Raw genomic sequence first — 16,592 nt, forward strand, 5'->3', positions numbered from 1 at the left:
ACGCCGTGAGCTTCGCTGTTTTCGGGCACGGCGATGCCTCCACCCCAGATCCACAATCCCCACCCCAGAGTCACCAATACTTCACACATTGCAGGCCGAGTGAGTAAAAGCGGAGCCGGTTCCCTGCGTCAAGGTGACCTGCGCCGCAATTCCACGCCGACAGACGCCCTCAATCGGGCGATATGGAGTGGAATTTGAAGCTCCGGTTAGTTGCGGCCAGAACGCTGCTCGCTACCATCCGTGAGCATTACGGGCCGACGGGCGCCCGGAATTGGCCATTCCCAACTGACGCCCGCGACGAGGTTTGACCTCAACTCCTTTGCTGGAGCGATGCGAAGAGGGTTCTCTGAGGTGAGAGCGGGAGGGGAACCGGCCAGCCCCCGAGGATGGGTGCTCACTCTGCGCTATCGCGCCGCCACCCCACGGCAACATGTATGAACTCTTGACAACCCCATTGGTCTGGACCACCTTGGACGACCAGCGGTGGCCACCGTTCTCGTACCTCCCTTCGCAACTCCCCCCACGGAGGCAGAAGATGGACCGCGTTCGCAGAACGAACCGCGCGAGGAGTGTGCTCGTCGGTGGGATCGCCGCTCTCGGGCTCGCGCTCACCGGGGTCGCCACCCAAGGAGCCGGGGCCGCCGACGCCCGGGAGTCCGGGGCGCAGTCGCAGGCGCAGAACCGGGCCGTGCCCAAGCACGCCGTCACCGGGTACTGGCAGAACTTCAACAACGGGGCCACCGTGCAGCGGCTCGGCCAGGTGCAGGATCAGTACGACATCATCGCCGTGGCCTTCGCCGATGCCACCGGGCAGCCGGGGCAGGTGACCTTCAACCTGGACTCGGCGGGGCTCGGCGGGTACACCGTGGCGCAGTTCAAGGCCGACATCAAGGCCAAGCAGGCGGCCGGGAAGTCCGTGATCATATCGGTCGGGGGCGAGCGCGGGGCCGTGTCCGTGAACAGCCCCACGGCGGCCACGAACTTCGCGAACTCCGTGCACGCGCTCATGCGGGAGTACGGGTTCGACGGCGTCGACATCGACCTGGAGAACGGGCTCAACGCCACGTACATGACGCAGGCCCTGAAGTCACTCGCGCAGAAGGCCGGTCCTGGGTTCGTGCTCACCATGGCGCCGCAGACCATCGACATGCAGTCGACGTCCAACGCGTACTTCAGGACGGCCCTGAACGTGAAGGACATCCTCACCGTCGTCAACATGCAGTACTACAACAGCGGATCGATGCTGGGCTGCGACGGAAAGGTGTACAGCCAGGGGTCCGTGGACTTCCTGACCGCGCTCGCGTGCATCCAGCTGGAGGGCGGCCTCGCGCCGTCGCAGGTCGGCATCGGGACGCCCGCGTCGCCGCGCGGGGCCGGGTCGGGGTACGTGTCGCCGACCGTCGTGAACAACGCCCTCAGCTGTCTGGCGCGCGGCACCAACTGCGGCTCGTTCAAGCCGTCGAAGACCTATCCGGGCATCCGCGGGGCCATGACCTGGTCCACCAACTGGGACGCCCTGAACGGCAACGCCTGGTCCAAGGCGGTGGGGCCGCACGTGCACGGGCTGCCGTAGGCGCCCGGCTCGCGCACGGCGCCGCCGCTTCCGTGGCGGCGCCGTCGTCGTCGTACACCCACTGGCGTCAGAAGAAGCTGCCCCAGTCCTGGTCCGTGATCTGCTTGACGCACAGGACCAGGAACAGCAGGCCCGCGATCGCCAGCATGCCGTTGCTGAGCCAGCCGTTGCGCCACTCGGCGGGCGTGCGGGAGGAGTTGAGGAGCCAGATCAGCGTCAGGGCGAGGAACGGCATGAAGGCCGCGCCGAGCACCCCGTAGATGATGATCAGGCGGAAGGGCTGCCCCTGGAAGAGCAGGATCATCGGCGGGAAGGTCAGCCAGAGCAGGTAGGCGCGGAAGGGGACCGACCGCTCGCGGGCGCCGGAGGCGACCTCCTCGCCCGTGGAGGCCGTGGAGGCCGCGGAGGCCGCGGCCCCGGCCTGGACCCGGGACTTGCGGTAGTGCTCGACGAAGTCCGCGAACATCAGGCTCACGCCGTGCCAGACGCCGATGAGCGAGGTGAAGGACGTGGCGAAGAAGCCGATGAGGAAGAGCTTGGCGGTGGCGTTCCCGTACTCCTTCTCCAGGATGTCGCCCAGCTGGACCAGGCCCTTGTCGCCGCTGGCGATCGCGACGTTCGCGGAGTGCAGGAGCTCCGCGCCGACGAAGAGCATGGCGAGGACGAACACGCCCGTGGTGATGTACGCGACGCGGTTGTCCAGGCGCATCACCTTCATCCAGCCCGCGTTCGTCCAGCCCTTGGCGTTGACCCAGTAGCCGTACGCGGCCAGCGTGATCGTGCCGCCGACGCCGCCGATCAGGCCGAGCGTGTTGAGGACGGAGTCCTTCTCGTCGGGAAGGACGGGGAGCAGGCCCGCGAAGGCGTCGCCGAGGTTCGGGGTCACGCGGACGGCCAGGTACACCGTGACCACGAACATCACGCCGACCAGGACCGTCATGACCTTCTCGAACACCTCGTACTTGTTGAACCAGACGAAGACCAGGCCGACGACGCCGGTGAGCATCGCCCACCACTTCAGCCCCATCACATCGGGGAACAGGGCCTGGAGCGGGAGCCCGGACGACGACATCGCCGCGGCGCCGTACGCGAAGCCCCACACGACGACGTAGGCGACGAAGAACCACGTCGTCCAGCGGCCGAGGGAGGCCCATCCTTCGAAGAGGGTGCGCCCTGTCGACAGGTGCCAGCGTCCCGCCGCCTCCGCCAGCGAGATCTTCACGACGCAGCCGATGACCGCGGCCCACAGGAGCGTGTAGCCGAAGTTGCTGCCCGCGATCAGGGTCGCGACCAGATCACCGGCGCCGACGCCGGTCGCGGCGACGACGATGCCGGGACCGATGTACTTCCAACTGGACTTGCGGGGCGCGTGCGTGCCGCCCCCCGCGGTGCTCGATCCGTCTCTGGTTTCGGCCATGCGATCAAGAAAGCGCATGGGTGCGGGGTGCACAAGGGGTCGTGCGTGGGGTGTGGGGGTGGGGAGGGCCGCTGGCTCGCGGCGGTTACGGCCGAATCCGGGGGGGGGCGGCACCGCTGGCTCCCCAAGGGCGGGACAGCTGGCTCCCGGGCCCGGCACAGCTGACCCACAGGCCCGGCACAGTCGGCTCAAAGGCGCATTGACCAGAACATGCCAGGACTGCACCATGGGCCTGCTCACCGCTCACCGCACCCCACGCGTCGCAGTGCACCACCCCCCCACCCCCACAGGAGCATTCATGCGACTTCGCATACGCGGAAAGAGATCAGCCGCCGTGGCGGCCGTGCTCGCCCTCGCGGTCGCGGCGCCCCTCAGCGCCACCGCGTCCGACTCCTCATCGCCCGCGGCCAAGAAGGCGGCAGCGGCGGCAGCGGCCGAGGACGAGATCCGCCAGTACTCGGTGCCCGGGCCCGCCACGCGCGGTGCCCGCACGGCGCTCGCGGCGACCGGCGTCTCCATCGACGAGGCCGATGACCACGGGGTCGTCGTCTCCGCGAACGCCGCCCAGGCCAGGAAGCTGCGCGCGCTCGGATACACCCTCAAGGCGCTGCCCGCGCCGCCCAAGCGCTCGGGCGAAGGGCCGGTGCGGGTGCGGGACTTCCCGCCCGCCGACTCCCGCTACCACAACTACGCGGAGATGACCGCGGAGATCGACCAGCGGCTCCAGCAGTACCCGAACATCATGAGCAAGCGCGTGATCGGCAAGTCCTACCAGGGCCGGGACATCGTCGCCATCAAGATCAGCGACAACGTCTCCACGGACGAGAACGAGCCCGAGGTCCTCTTCACCCACCACCAGCACGCCCGTGAGCACCTGACGGTGGAGATGGCCCTCTATCTGCTGCGGGAGTTCGGCGCGGGCTACGGCAGCGACGCGCGCGTCACCAAGATGCTCAACGAGCGCGAGATCTGGATCGTGCCGGACCTCAACCCCGACGGCGGCGAGTACGACATCGCCACCGGCTCCTACCGCAGCTGGCGCCTGAACCGGCAGCCCAACCCGGGCGGCGCCACCGGCACCGACATGAACCGCAACTGGAACTTCAAGTGGGGCTGCTGCGGCGGTTCCTCGGGCACCCCGGGCTCCGAGACCTACCGGGGCCGCGCCCCCGAGTCCGCGCCCGAGGTCAAGGTCGTCGCGGACTTCGTGCGCAGCCGGGTGGTCGGCGGCAAGCAGCAGATCAAGGCGGGCATCGACTTCCACACGTACAGCGAGCTGGTCCTTTGGCCGTACGGGTACACGTACAACGACACGGCGCCAGGGCTGACCCAGGACGACCACGACGCCTTCGCCACCGTCGGCCGCAAGATGGCCGCGAGCAACGGCTACACGCCCGAGCAGTCAAGCGACCTCTACATCACCGACGGCACCATCGACGACTACCTCTGGGGCAGCCAGAAGATCTTCGGCTACACCTTCGAGATGTACCCGAGGTCCGGCGGCGGCGGCTTCTACCCGCCCGACGAGGTCATCGAGCGCGAGACATCCCGCAACCGGGACGCGGTGCTCCAGCTCCTGGAGAACTCGGACTGTATGTACCGGTCGATCGGGAAGGAACAGCAGTACTGCTCCGGGCAGTGAGCGGGCCCTGACCACCGGGCGGTGAGCGGGCGCTGAGCGGCAACAGCGTCAGTCGTCCAGGAAACGGCCGTCAGTCGTCCATGAACACGAGGCGGCGCGTCTGCCCGGCACCTGACGGTGCCGGGCTCACGGCCGCCCGGCCCGCGGGCACGGCCCGCTCCCGGCCCCAGGTCCTGATCTGCTCGATCCGCTCCGGGTCGACCCGGCTCATCGGCACCGTGTTGGCGAAGACGTCCGGCAGGAACGACGGCTTGAGCGGCGCGGCCCCGTCGTTCAGGAGCACCTCCTCGCCCGCCTCGCGCAGCGCCGCCTCGATGTCGGAGCCCGCGAACCCCTCGGAGAGGTCCACGAGCCGCTCCACCTCGCGCGGCTCGGGCTCCGCGCGCAGATAGCGGCGGTAGTGGAGCTCGATGATCTCCTTGCGGTCACCGGCGTCCGGCAGGTCCACGAAGAAGAGCTCGTCGAAGCGGCCCTTGCGCAGGAGCTCCGGCGGCAGGCTCCGGATGTCGTTGGCGGTCGCGACGACGAAGGCCCGTGAGCGTGACTCCTGGAGCCAGAACAGGAAGTGGCCGGTGATCCGCTGCGGTACGCCGGTCATGTCGTCGCGGCCCGCGAGGCCCTTCTCGATCTCGTCGATCCACAGCACGCAGGGCGCGACGCGGTCCGCCATCGCGAGGGCCTCCCGGAAGCGGCCCTCGGACTCGCCGAGCCACTTGCCGTGGATGCTGGCCATGTCCAGGCGGTACAGCGGCAGGCGCCAGGTGTGGGCGATGGCCTTGGCCGACAGGGACTTGCCGCAGCCGGGCACGCCGACCAGGAGCACGCCGCGCGGCGGCCGCAGGCCCGTGCCGCGCAGGTCGGCGTGCATGAGCCGGTGCTTGCGGCGCAGCCACTCGCGCAGGCTGGAGAGCCCGCCCACCGCGTAGTCGCCCTCCTTCAAGGCCACCTTCTCCAGGCCCGTGAGGTCGCTGAAGATGCGGTCCTTGGCCCCCGCGAGCCCCAGGACGTCGTCCCGCTCGATGGAGCCCTTCGCGGCGATGGTCGCCATGAGGTTGACGCACTCCGCCTCGGTGACCCCGTTCAGGAACTCGGCCGCGCGGCGGACGTCGTCCTCGGTCCACTCGATGGGGAGGTGGCCCTGGTGGTCCTTGAGGAAGCCGGTGAGCGTGCCGTACGTCTCCTCGGGGTCCGGCAGGTCCAGGTGCAGGCTCATGCCGAGGCGCTGCAGGCCGCTCCAGATCGGCGCGTCGGTGAGCAGGACGATGCTGCCCATGTTGTCGTCGGCGAGCCGGGCCAGCTCGGCGATGTGCCGGGTGACGGGGGTGTCGTCCGCCAGGTGGTCGGGGTCGACGAGGACGACGGTGGCGTTCGCCCTGGAGCTGAACTGCGCGGCCGCGAAGTCCATCGCCCCGGTCAGCGAACGGTCCTCGTGGACGGGCGCGTTGGTGCGCAGGTCGCGCAGGCCCGTGGCGCGCGTGTAGATCCAGAACGGCATGCCGCTGCGGCGCGGCTGCCGCGCCGCTTCGCCGATCAGGCGCAGGGCGCGGCGCTGCTCGATGCTGCGCATGCCGATCACCGGGACACGGGCGGAGAGGTAGCTCTCCAGGTGGCGCAGGCTCTCGGCGTAGTTCGACATGGCGGTGGGGGCCTTTCAGCGCGGCGGCGGCAGGGGCGGGGGCGGGTGGAGGGGCGGGTGCGAGTGAAGGGGCGGGTGCGAGTGAAGGGGCGGGTGCGAGTGAAGGGGCGGGTGCGAGTGAAGGGGCGGGTGCGAGTGAAGGGGCGGGTGCGAGTGTGGCGTCAGTCGGTGACGACGCGGCGGCGTGGCGGCGGCCCGGTCGGGTCGCGGGCGCCCCAGGGGTCGGCGGGGGCCTCCGGCGCGGTGGCCGCCGTCAGGGGGTTGTCGCGCAGGGTGCGGCGGCGGCGCTCGGCGTGGCGCGCGTCGAACGCGCCGGACCGCTCGGCTTCGTCGAGCCCGCGCTCCAACTGCTCCTGGAGCGCGGCGATATGGCGGTCGACCAGCTCGGCCGCGCCGTCCCGGAGGGCGTCGGGCAGACCCGGGTGCCCCGCGACGGCGCGGATCGCCCGCAGCCCCACGCGCGCCTGGGCGAGCTCGCGGCCGTAGGAGAATTCGTCGGCGGTCGCGTACAGGGCCCGGGTCAGACGGCCGCCCCAGGCGCGCAGGCGCAGGTCGAGCGCGGTGCTCAGATGGCGCGCGAGCCGCTCCCAGGTCTCGCCCGCGAACCGGTCGTCGGCGAGCGCGGGCAGCACGTCGGCGCGTACGTCCTCCTCGGCGGCCCAGCGCCGCAGGAAGTCCACCCAGGCGTGGTACGGGCCGCCGTGGCCCCAGAAGGTCTCCGGCTCGGGGTTGGCGGGTGCCTCCGGTGGCGGCGCGGCACCCCGCCGACGGCGGAACCTCACGCTCCGCCCCGGCCGCGGCGCACCAGCGTCTCACCCGGCGGCAGCGGCTCCCAGTCGGGCAGCCCCTCGACGGTCCGCCGCAGCCTGCTGGTGGCGCGCCGCACGTCGGCGGCACCCGGCACGGCGGCCCAGGGGGCGGCGGGAGGCGGGGAGCCAGGGGGCAGGAAGTCAGGGAGCGGGGAATCAGAGGGCGGGGTCGGGGTGTCCGGCGCGGAACTCATCGCTGCTGTCTCCTTCTCCGATACACCCGGTACCTCCGACACATCCGGTACATCTGGTACGTCCGGTACGGCGCCCGCGGTCACGACGCCGCCCGGTCGCGGGCCACCGTGCGGCCCTCGAACGGTGAGCCGCCGCCGTGCACGGCGGTCTCCAGGGACACGATCAGCTCCCGGCAGCGCGCCTCGACGGCGTCGGCGGCTCTGAACCGCTCGTTCCAGTCGGTGAGTTCGGCCGCCGCGGCCCGCAGCTGGACCAGGGAGACGTCCCTGTGCTGCTCCAGGTGGGCGCGGGCCCCGTCCTGGATCCGGCGCGCGGCCCGCTCCCGGTGGCGGATGACGAGGCCGCCCACCAGGCCGGTGACGACCCCCGCCACCAGGCCGAAGGCGAGGTTGAGCAGCCCGCCGAGCACCAGGACGGCGACCACGGCGGCGCCGAGCCCGGCGGCCTTGCGCGCCAGCGGGTACGCGAACCGCTCGACGAAGGGCTCGATGTGCCGGTCCCAGTGGTCGCCGAGGGAGCGTTCGAGCTCGTCCAGGGGCCGGGCGAAGGAGAGCTCCCAGCGCGGCAGCCGGAAGGGCGTCTGGGCCACGGTCAGGGCGTTGGAGTAGGCGGCCCGCACGTCCTGCGGCACCTTGCTCCGGTAGTCGCGCGTGAACCCGGTGTGCGCCTGGAGGAACCACTCGTGGCAGCTGGCCACCGCGAGGCGCTGGGTGGCCCTGGACGTGCCGATCGCGGGCGGGTTCAGGGCCGCCGCGGACTGCACGGTCAGATAGTCGAGGGTCTCGCTGTACGAGGCGGCGTCGGCGTCGGCGGCCTTGCGGGCGGCGGCCAGGTCGCCGTCGTGGTCGATGACGGCGTGGTGGTAGGCGAGGTCGCGGCGGAGCGGCAGCTCCTCGTCGTCGTACTCGGACACGAGGCGGTCGAGGATGTCGTCGACGGCGTCCTCGATGCGCTGGGACGTCGTGAACTCGCCCTCCATGATGGCCCGGTACTTGTCGAGGACCGCCTGGTGCGCGCCCGCCGAGCGCAGCACGTCGTCGAGCTCGGGCCACTGCGGGGTCACCAGGGCCAGGCGCGGGAAGGCCTCGGTGGCCGAGCCGGGGCGCAGCCCCTCGATCTCGTCGCGCCAGCGCGTGACCTGCTTGTCCCGCTTCGGCTCGTCGTCGAGGAGGCGGGCGCGCCAGCCGGTGAGGGTGCGGGCGAGCAGCTCGCGGCCCGCGAGGCCGAACGCGCCCTGGGCGATGGACTCCAGGATGACGGCGAACTCGCGGCCGAGGGCCGCCGGGTCCTGGGCCAGGAGGTAGTGGCGCAGCCAGCGCACGGCGGCCGCCTCGCGCCCCTGGCGGCGAAGGACCAGGGCGAAGAACAGCGAGGTGCGGTCCGGGGAGCGGCGGAAGGCCTCCTCCACGGCCCGGTCGCACAGGGCGCGGTCGTCGGCGGACCAGGAGGCGAGCGCGACCAGGGCGGGGGCGAGCCAGTAGCGCGGGGTCTGGATCATCAGCTGGTCGCCGACGGTCCGTACGGTGTCCTCGGACACCAGGCCGAGGTCGAAGGCCTGGAGCATGCCCACGGCGGTGCGCCGCACCGTCTTGTGGTGGCCGAACTCGTGGTCCACCTGGTCCTGGATGACGCCGACGCGGGTCTCGGCGCGCTGGACGTTGGCGGTGAGCCGGGCGGTCTCGACGAAGGCCAGGAACTCCGCGCGCAGCTCCTGGAGTTCGTCGCGGGTCCGCTGCTGGCCGTCCTCGACGGCCACCACCTGCCCGGACACCGACCGCACCTGCTCGGCGATGCCGAGCACGAGCTGGGTGACGTGCTGCACCTTGTTGTGCAGGGCCAGGTCCCGTTCGAGCATGCGCGTCTCTCCGATTCAGCGTGAGCGGGTGCGGCCGGGCGCCGTGCGGGCCGGGGCCCTCAGGGGCGTACGGCGGTCCCGTCGTCCAGTACGGGGATCAGGAGGCCGTCGGTGTAGACCTCCACGTAGGCGTAGCCGCCGGAGCGCACCAGCGTCCGGGCGGCCGCGAACGGCGCGGGCACGGGGTCGGACGGCGCGAAGTGCCGCAGGATCACGCCGAAGAGGTCGAGTCGGTGGTCCACGTAGGGCGGGCCGAGGCGGCAGCGGGCGAGGAGGCCGAGGGGGACGACGCCGTACGCGGTGTCGTACTCCGCGCGGACGCGGTCCGCGAGCGCCCGGCACGCCCGCGCGTCGAGCCCGGAGTCCAGGCGCGCGACCGCCTCGCGCAGCTCACGGCCGCGCGGCCGGAAGTGCTCGCGGCGCGCGGGCCGGACACCGCCCGCGGCGGTCGGCGCCGCCGCCTCGCGCGTCCCCGCGTTCGCCGCCTCGCGCGTCCCCGCGTCCATCCCCGCGCCCGGCCCCACGATCCGCCGCGGCCGCTCCAAGTGGCCCATGTGCTCCCCCGACTGCTGACACGAGACAGGCAGACTAGTGATGTTTCGTCAATCATGCCTGCGATAGCGCGCGTTGGCTGATACGCGCCCCAAGGAGACCCGGAAAACGCCCCGTTCCCGCCCCGAATCGGCGCCCCTTCGACCGGGGCGCGCTGACACACTCTCCGCCATGACGGATCTGTACGCGTTCCTGGCGGGTATCAACGCCTACCCTCCGGGGGGCCTCGCACGGCCGCTCTTTGGCTGTGTCAACGACGTCGAGGCCGCGCGGGCGCTGCTCGCGCACCGCACCGGCGGCGCGGCGCGGACCGCCGTCGTGCGCGACGCCGAGGTGACGGTCGCGGCCGTGGAGGACGGCGTCCGCCGGTTCCTGGGGGCGGCCGGGGCTGGCGACACGGCGGTGTTCTGGTTCTCCGGGCACGGCACGCACACGTGGGCGTCCGGGAGCGCGCTCCTGACCGAGGCGACCGGCCGTTCGCAGGCCCTGCTGTGCACGGACGGGACGCTGACGGACCAGCGGCTCGGCGCGCTCCTCGACGAAGTCGCGGCGCGCGGTGCGCACGTCGTGGCGGTCGTCGACTGCTGCTTCTCCGGCGGCGCGACCCGCGACGTGGACGGCCTCACGGCCCGCTTCGCGCCCCCGGCCGGGCCGCCGACGACCGCGCTCCTGGCCCGGGACGTGCCGCCGCGCCAGGACCAGGAACGGCACGTCCTGCTCGCCGCGAGCCGCCTGGACCAGCTGTCGTACGAGGGGCACTTCGGCGGCCGCCCGCACGGCGCGTTCACCTACGCGCTGCTCGGCGCGGTCCGCGCCGCGGGCCCGGACGCCACGTACCGCGAACTGCTCGCGGCGGCGGACGCGCGCGTGCAGCGCGGCGGCGGGCTCCAGCGGCCGGTGCTCTACCCGGCGGCGCCCGGCATCGCCGACCGGCCGTTCCTCGGCGGGGCCCTGGCCCAGACCCCAGGACCGCACCGGCTGCGGTACGGCCCCCAGGGCTGGGAGGTCGACTGCGGGACGGGGCACGGGCTGCGCGAGGGGGCGGGGGCGGAGGGGACGGAGTTCCGGGTGGTGCGGGAGGAGACCCGGGAGGCGCCCGGGGAGACACTCGGGGAGGCGTCCGGGGACGCCTCCCCGGACACCCCCGCTCCCGCGGCCCCCGACCGCGAGCCGGAAGCCCCCGTCGTCCGCGCCCGCGACGTCCGCGCCGACCGCGCCCTCGTCACCCCCGTCGGCTGGGAGCCCGACCCGGACCGCGCCTACCCCGTGGCCCTCTCCGCCCTCGCGCTCGCGCCCGCCACCGTGGCCTTCGAAGCGGCCCCGGACGCCGTCGGCGCGCTGCGGTCCGCCCTGGACCAGGCCGGTCCCGGCGGGGTGCCCGCGCCGCTGCTGAGGGCCGTGGGGGCGCCCGAGGACACCGGCGACCCGCACTTCCGGGTCCTTGTGCGGGACGGCCGCGCCCTGGTGCTCCGCCGGGACGGGACGCCGTTCACCGGGCCGCTGCCGTTCACCGGCACGCACGAGGACGCGCTGCGGGTGGTGGACTGCCTCGCGCACCTCACGCGCTGGCACCAGCTGCGCGACCTCACCCCGAGGCCCTCGGTGCTCGACAACCTGGTCCAGGTGGAGATCACGCCCTGGGGCGCGCCACCGGGCCAGGCGCTGGTGCCGGACGGCAGCGGCGAGATCGTCCGCGCGTACGGGACGGACGGCACCGACTGGACGGACGGCGCTGACGGGACCGACGGGCCGGACGCGGCCGGGCCGCGGGAGCCGTGGGTCTCCATCCGGCTCCACAACCGCTCCCCCAGGCGCACCCTGTGGTGCGTACTGCTCGACCTCACCGACAGCTACGCCAGCCACTCCACGCTGTTCCCCGGCGACCTCATCGGCCCCGGCCACACCGGGTACGCGCTGGAGGGCGACCCGGTGCAGCTGTCGCTCCCCGCGTCGCGCCCCGCCGTCCCCGGGGCGTACGCGCGGGACTGGCTGAAGCTGATCGTCGCCGAGGGCGAGCTGAACACGGTGCCGTTCCACCTGCCCGCCTGGGACCCGCACGGCGGCGCGACGGCGCGCTCGCGCCCGGCCGCCGGCTTTGACGTGCTGCGCGTCGAAGCCCCTCGACGGCCGCCCGGGACGCGGGAGTTGGGCCGGGTCGGCTCGGCCGCGTCGCCCGGCCTCTGGACGGCCCGCACACTGTGCCTGCGCACGGTCGTGCCGGGGGCCGCGCCTACCGCCCCAGGTGCGTGAAGCCCGCCCACGCGCTCAGGTCGTCCGGGTCGATCCTGCGGGCCCGCTCGGCGAGCGGCGCGGGCAGCGCGGCGGGCAGTACGCGGGCCGGGTCGAGCATCCACAGCTGGGCGCGGCGCAGCGCCCGCGCGGGCGGCTCGCCCTCGGTGCGCAGGAAGTGGTGGGCCATGAACATCAGGACGGACGTGGCGTCGTCGGGCACCGGCCACAGCGAGCCGACCACCGAGCGCGCCCCCGCGACCAGGAACGCGGTCGCGAGGCTGTAGGCCTCGTTGTCGCCGTGCCCGGAGACATGGCTGCGGCAGGCGGCGAGGAGCACCAGGCCGAGCCGCCCCCTGCGCCCCGCGGCCATCGCCTCGGTGAGCTCCTCCGCCGCGAGGTCACCGCCGTGCAGGGCGAGGTAGGCGGTGCGGTGGGCGTCGCGGGCGACGGCGGCGTGGCAGGCCAGGTGCAGCACGGCGCCCTCAGCCCCCTCGTCGTCACTGGCCCGGGTCAGCCAGGACACCACCTCGGCCGGGGTGCCGGGGCCGTCGGCGGCGCCGCCCGCGCGGCGCCCCAGGAACTGCCCGCGCGGATAGAACGCGCGCCGCACGGCGTCCGCCTCCTCGCCCGCGTACCTCAGGTCTCCGGTGGGGTCGCCGACGACGAGCGCGGCCCCGGTGTGCGGCACGGCGGGCCGCGCGGCCACCTCGCACAGCAGGCGCGCGGACGCGGTGTACGAGATCTCCGCCTCGTGCAGCGCGTAGCCGCGCCCTGCGGCGGTGTCCGTCCACGCGGCGTGCCAGGGCACGAGCCCCAGGCGGCCCATCGGCACGAGCACCAGGCGCGGCTCGCGTCCTGGCGCGCTGAACACGTCGAACAGCGGCCGGATACCCGCGTACCAGGCCCAGCCGCACAGCCGGTCCAGCTGCTCGCGCAGCGGCGGAAGGCGGGGCCCGGGCCGCACCGGGCCCAGGTCGCGCCCGGCTCCGGCGGCCGGGTCGTAGGCCCGCAGCGGCGGCGCGTCCTCGGTGAGCAGGGGCAGCGCGACGGCGTGCGCGGCGCCGCCGGACGTGACGACGACGGCGGTGCCGCCCACGCCCTCGGCGGCGGGCACCAGGTACACCAGGGCGTCCTTGCCGAGCGCGCGCAGGGCGCGGCCGATCTCGTCGACGGCGGGCGGTTCGAGGAGCAGCCTGTCCTGCGCGCCGTCGGAGCCCGTGAGCGCGGCGAGCACGCGGCGGCGCAGCGCGCTGGGCACGGTCGGCGTGGCCTGCCCGGCCGCCGCCGCGCACGCCTCCCACTCCTCGGCGAGGTCCCGGCGCCCCGCGCCGAGGAGCCGCTCGGGCACGGTGCTTGAGGTCACCGCCGCGTGCAGCACCAGGCCCCGGCAGGCGTCGAGCGCCCGCACCGCTTCCTCCAGGGCCCCGTCGCGCAGACACCAGGCGGCGACTTCGACGGCCGCCGCGGTGGCCTGCGCGGCGGCCTGCGCGGCGTGCCCCGTACCGGACTGGAGCAGCGCGGCCCAGGCGTGCCCGCGCAGCGCGTCGAGCCCGGTGCGGCGGGCGGCGGCGCGGTCGTCGCGGCGGCGGTCGTCGCGGGTGCGGTGGGCGCGGGCCAGGGAGAGGCCGGTGGCGGCGTACAGGCGGTGTTCGGGGCCGCCGCAGCCCTTCAACGCCCGCTCCAGGAGGGCGAGTCCAGCGGCGGCGCCGCGGGCGCGGGCGGCGGGGTCGCGCTCGGACTCGGCGGCCGTGCACTGGCACACGCCGAGCCCCGCCGCGTACCGCAGCCAGTCGTCGCCGCCCTCCTCGCTCAGCTCGTACGCCTCCCGCAGCAGCCCCATGGCCTCCTGGAGCCCGTCCGGGTCGAGGGGGTCGCAGGCGCGGGCGAAGCGGATGAGGCCCTGGTCGCCGAGGACCCAGGCGTGGCGGTCGCGCGGCAGCCGCCGGGCCTCGGCGCGGAGCCGGGCCGCGGTGAGGCGGGCGACGGGCGGGGGCGCGGCGGGGCGGCCGAGGGAGGCGGCGAGCGCGTCCCTGACCATGAGGACGTTCTCGATCAGCGTGCCGAGTTCGGCGCGCCCGGGGTGGTCGTCGACGAGCGCGTCATGGGCCCGCGCCGCCTCGCCGACGTGCCGGTCGACGGCGTCCAGGTCGCCGCGCGCCGCGGCCTCCTGGGCGGCGAGCGCGGCGTGGTGGGCGTCCGTGACCCGCCGGGTGTGCTCGCCGATGTGCGGGCTTTCGCGCAGCCGCTCCCACTCCGCCCGCGCGGTCTCGCGGTCGTCGCCGGTGCCCGCGTAGAGGCCGCGCTGGCGGTAGGCCTGCATGCGGCCGAAGGCCACGCGGTCGCGGTGCCGCTGGTCGGCGTCCGGGGAGTCGGCGGGCGGGGGCGGCGCCTCCGGGTCCGCGGGCGCCCCGGCCCGCGTGAAGTGGTCGATCACCTCGTCGAGGCCGTCGCCCCCGCCCGCGGTCTCCTCCCCAAGGCGGACGCTCGCGACGACGGCGTGGGCGCGGCGCTGCCAGTCGGGGTCGTCGGGCCTAAAGGCGAGGACGCAGTCGATCAGCGCGTACTTGTGCTTCGGGCCGATCGGCACGATCTGGTCGATGACCGTGACGTACGGGAGGATCTCCAGGGCCACCGTCGCGCGCTCCTCCTCCGACTCCGTCCGGAGCCAGGCCGCGAAGGCCCGCTCCAGGCGCGCGGGGGCGCCCTCCAGGCCCGTGGAGCCCGCCGACATGCCGGGGAAGCCCTCGAACACCCTGCTGTGGTCGATGTACGTGCGGCCCTCCTCCAGGGCGTTCATGAACTCCTGGATCACCTGGTCCAGGCCCAGTTCGTCGCCCTTCGACCCGGGGAACAGGCCGTCGCTGTCCGGTTCGAGGCCGAGCTCGGCGCCCATGAACCGGGCCCAGCCCACCCACACCCTCCCCATCTCCTTGGCCCTGCGGCCCATGTCGTCGTCGCCCTCGTCGGCGAGGAGCAGCCGTGCCGCCTCGGCGACGTCGCGGACGCGGCGCGGGGCCGGGTCGTCCTGGAAGAGCGACTGTTGCCACAGGCCGAGGAAGAACGCGGTCGCGGCGATGCGTCCGTCCCGCTCGGGCCGCCACTCGGTGACCGCGCGCCGGACCAGGCCGACGGCCCGTTCGCGGCCCGCCGCGTCACCGCGCAGGGTGGCGCCCTCGTACAGCGCGCGTGCGAACCCGTCGAGGTAGCGCGGCTTGATGACCTTCTCGGTCTCGGGGTCGGCGAGGAGTTCCAGGGCCTCCGCTTCGGCGGCGGCGGCGAGCGCCGGGTCCGGCCAGGCGCTCCAGATGACGACGCGGATCGTCGCGGCCCTGACGGCGGCCTCCTGGGCCCAGTCGGGCGGGTCGCCGGGCCGCTGCCGGGCCTCGCTCAGGGCGCGGACCAACTCCCCTCTGGCCTCTTCCAGACCGGTCCTGTCCAGGGCCCGCCACGCGTGTTCCATCAGGGCGACGCCCCTGCTGTAGCGCACGCCCGGCAGGTCGCTGGAGGGGTCGGCGGCCGCGAGGACCTCGCCGTAGTGCGCGGCGGCGGCCTGGGCGGCGGTGGTCTCGCCGCCGAAGCGCAGGACCCGGTCCAGGCACAAGTAGCCCTGGTTCGTACGTATTTCGACGAGGACGGCGGGGCCGAGCGCGGCGGCGTGGACGGTGGCGTGGGCGGCGGCCTCCTCGTGCAGCCGCAGCGCGGTGTCGAGCAGCGCGGGCCCAGGGTCGTCCGTGTACTGGCACAGGACGGTCTGCGCGTACGCGGCCCGCCACAGGGCCCAGTCGGCCGAGTCCCCGGGGGCGGCGAAGGCCCGCTCGAAGGCCTCGGCCGCCTGGCGCAGGTCGTCCGGGCGGCGCTCCCACAGGAAGGCGACGTAGCTCAGATGCCCGGCCCGGCCCCACCGTTCGGGCCCGTCCGGGTCGTCGGGGGGCAGCGCGGCGAGCGCGTCCAGCAGGGCGGCCCGCTCGGCGTACAGGTCCTCGCTGGTGAGGTCATCGGCGTCGGCGGTCACAGCGCGGACCCCTCCTCCGGCGCGAGCCTGATGGCGTACGGCTCCACGAGGGCGTCCAGCCACTCGCGGCCCTCGGCCGTGCCGAAGTCGACGGCGGCCTCCTCGACCGGGGACACCGTGCCGGGCGGGCAGCGGTCGCCGAAGAGGACCACGGCGTGCTCGCCCGGCTCCCGCTTGGCGGACCACAGCAGGCCGCGCGCCCAGGGCTCGGTGTGGCCGCGGATCCAGTGCGCCCAGTCGCGCGTGTACGCGTAGTCGTGGGCCTCGGTGTGCACCAGCCAGCTGTCCTGGTGCACGGCGGCCAGGTCGCGGCCGGTCAGGAGCGAGACGACGTCGAGGTCGGCGGTGAGCCGCAGCACGCTCAGGCGGCGGCCCGCCACGCTCGCCCGCGGCAGCAGCCGCGGCCCGCCTTCAGGGTCGAAGGGCAGGGAACGCAGCAGCGCCTCGCAGACCGCCGCGGCCGCGCTGAGTCCGGCGTAGAGGTAGGCGTACGGGTCGCAGGGCGTGCCGTCGAAGCGGCCGCCGCCGTACAGGCAGTGCGCGGGGCGCGGGTTGAAGGCGGCGGCGTCGCGGCGGGCGGAGTGCACGCGGTACAGGGTCGTGCCGCTCGGCAGCGTCGCCTTGCCGGGGGTGCCGGTCAGGGCGGCCGGCGGGCGGTAGTTCGGCACG

General features: G+C 74.1%; 11 protein-coding genes. 3 read left to right on the plus strand and 8 right to left on the minus strand.

Going from position 1 to position 16,592, the window contains the following annotated elements; translation table 11 throughout:
- The first annotated feature begins 535 nt into the window (after positions 1–535).
- Positions 536–1,573, plus strand: a complete 1,038-nt coding sequence (locus AC07A4_RS01905) for a chitinase (RefSeq protein WP_478591584.1) — start codon at positions 536–538, stop codon at positions 1,571–1,573.
- Positions 1,574–1,640: 67 nt separating this feature from the next.
- Here the strand turns inward: AC07A4_RS01905 and AC07A4_RS01910 are convergent, their stop codons facing one another.
- Positions 1,641–2,990, minus strand: a complete 1,350-nt coding sequence (locus AC07A4_RS01910; protein WP_478591586.1) for an Nramp family divalent metal transporter — start codon at positions 2,988–2,990, stop codon at positions 1,641–1,643.
- A 298-nt stretch (positions 2,991–3,288) separates the two neighbouring features.
- Between AC07A4_RS01910 and AC07A4_RS01915 the strand changes: the two genes are divergently transcribed.
- The gene (locus AC07A4_RS01915) at positions 3,289–4,632 is read left to right on the plus strand and encodes a M14 family metallopeptidase (protein ID WP_478591589.1); all 1,344 of its coding nucleotides are present in this window, start codon (positions 3,289–3,291) and stop codon (positions 4,630–4,632) included.
- Positions 4,633–4,702: 70 nt separating this feature from the next.
- Here AC07A4_RS01915 and AC07A4_RS01920 read toward each other — a convergent pair whose 3' ends face one another.
- The 5 genes from AC07A4_RS01920 to AC07A4_RS01940 all read right to left on the minus strand — a co-directional run bounded on the left by AC07A4_RS01920 (position 4,703) and on the right by AC07A4_RS01940 (position 9,681).
- The gene (locus AC07A4_RS01920; RefSeq protein ID WP_478591591.1) at positions 4,703–6,268 is read right to left on the minus strand and encodes an AAA family ATPase; all 1,566 of its coding nucleotides are present in this window, start codon (positions 6,266–6,268) and stop codon (positions 4,703–4,705) included.
- Between the two features lie 161 nt (positions 6,269–6,429).
- Positions 6,430–7,050, minus strand: coding sequence for a hypothetical protein (locus tag AC07A4_RS01925; protein ID WP_478591593.1), 621 nt, complete (start codon positions 7,048–7,050; stop codon positions 6,430–6,432).
- Positions 7,047–7,271, minus strand: coding sequence for a hypothetical protein (locus tag AC07A4_RS01930; RefSeq protein WP_478591596.1), 225 nt, complete (start codon positions 7,269–7,271; stop codon positions 7,047–7,049). The genes AC07A4_RS01925 and AC07A4_RS01930 overlap by 4 nt, the downstream gene beginning before the upstream one ends.
- 80 nt (positions 7,272–7,351) lie before the next feature.
- Positions 7,352–9,127 (minus strand): hypothetical protein, encoded by a 1,776-nt coding sequence (locus AC07A4_RS01935; protein WP_478591599.1) that lies wholly within the window; start codon positions 9,125–9,127, stop codon positions 7,352–7,354.
- 59 nt (positions 9,128–9,186) lie between these two features.
- The gene (locus AC07A4_RS01940; protein WP_478591602.1) at positions 9,187–9,681 is read right to left on the minus strand and encodes a hypothetical protein; all 495 of its coding nucleotides are present in this window, start codon (positions 9,679–9,681) and stop codon (positions 9,187–9,189) included.
- A gap of 169 nt (positions 9,682–9,850) precedes the next feature.
- Here AC07A4_RS01940 and AC07A4_RS01945 point away from each other — a divergent pair, with 169 nt between their 5' ends.
- A complete protein-coding gene (locus AC07A4_RS01945) occupies positions 9,851–11,929 on the plus strand; it encodes a caspase family protein (RefSeq protein ID WP_478591605.1) in 2,079 nt (692 codons plus the stop codon).
- Here the strand turns inward: AC07A4_RS01945 and AC07A4_RS01950 are convergent.
- A complete protein-coding gene (locus AC07A4_RS01950) occupies positions 11,910–15,923 on the minus strand; it encodes a CHAT domain-containing protein (RefSeq protein WP_478591608.1) in 4,014 nt (1,337 codons plus the stop codon). The two genes, AC07A4_RS01945 and AC07A4_RS01950, sit on opposite strands and share 20 nt — an antisense overlap.
- Complete coding sequence (locus AC07A4_RS01955) at positions 15,920–16,591, minus strand: RES family NAD+ phosphorylase (protein ID WP_478591611.1); 672 nt, start codon at positions 16,589–16,591, stop codon at positions 15,920–15,922. Before AC07A4_RS01955 ends, AC07A4_RS01950 begins: the two co-directional genes overlap by 4 nt.
- Position 16,592 lies beyond the last annotated feature (1 nt).

It is taken from the genome of Streptomyces sp. NPDC043996, from assembly GCF_056435225.1.

What these genes read in the sequence shown, in the direction of transcription:
- AC07A4_RS01915 (WP_478591589.1), top strand. Translation starts at nt 3,289, where the DNA reads ATGCGACTTCGCATACGCGGAAAGAGATCAGCCGCCGTGGCGGCCGTG.
- AC07A4_RS01940 (WP_478591602.1), bottom strand. Translation starts at nt 9,681, where the DNA reads ATGGGCCACTTGGAGCGGCCGCGGCGGATCGTGGGGCCGGGCGCGGGG.
- AC07A4_RS01935 (WP_478591599.1), bottom strand. Translation starts at nt 9,127, where the DNA reads ATGCTCGAACGGGACCTGGCCCTGCACAACAAGGTGCAGCACGTCACC.
- AC07A4_RS01945 (WP_478591605.1), top strand. Translation starts at nt 9,851, where the DNA reads ATGACGGATCTGTACGCGTTCCTGGCGGGTATCAACGCCTACCCTCCG.
- AC07A4_RS01905 (WP_478591584.1), top strand. Translation starts at nt 536, where the DNA reads ATGGACCGCGTTCGCAGAACGAACCGCGCGAGGAGTGTGCTCGTCGGT.
- AC07A4_RS01930 (WP_478591596.1), bottom strand. Translation starts at nt 7,271, where the DNA reads ATGAGTTCCGCGCCGGACACCCCGACCCCGCCCTCTGATTCCCCGCTC.
- AC07A4_RS01920 (WP_478591591.1), bottom strand. Translation starts at nt 6,268, where the DNA reads ATGTCGAACTACGCCGAGAGCCTGCGCCACCTGGAGAGCTACCTCTCC.
- AC07A4_RS01910 (WP_478591586.1), bottom strand. Translation starts at nt 2,990, where the DNA reads ATGGCCGAAACCAGAGACGGATCGAGCACCGCGGGGGGCGGCACGCAC.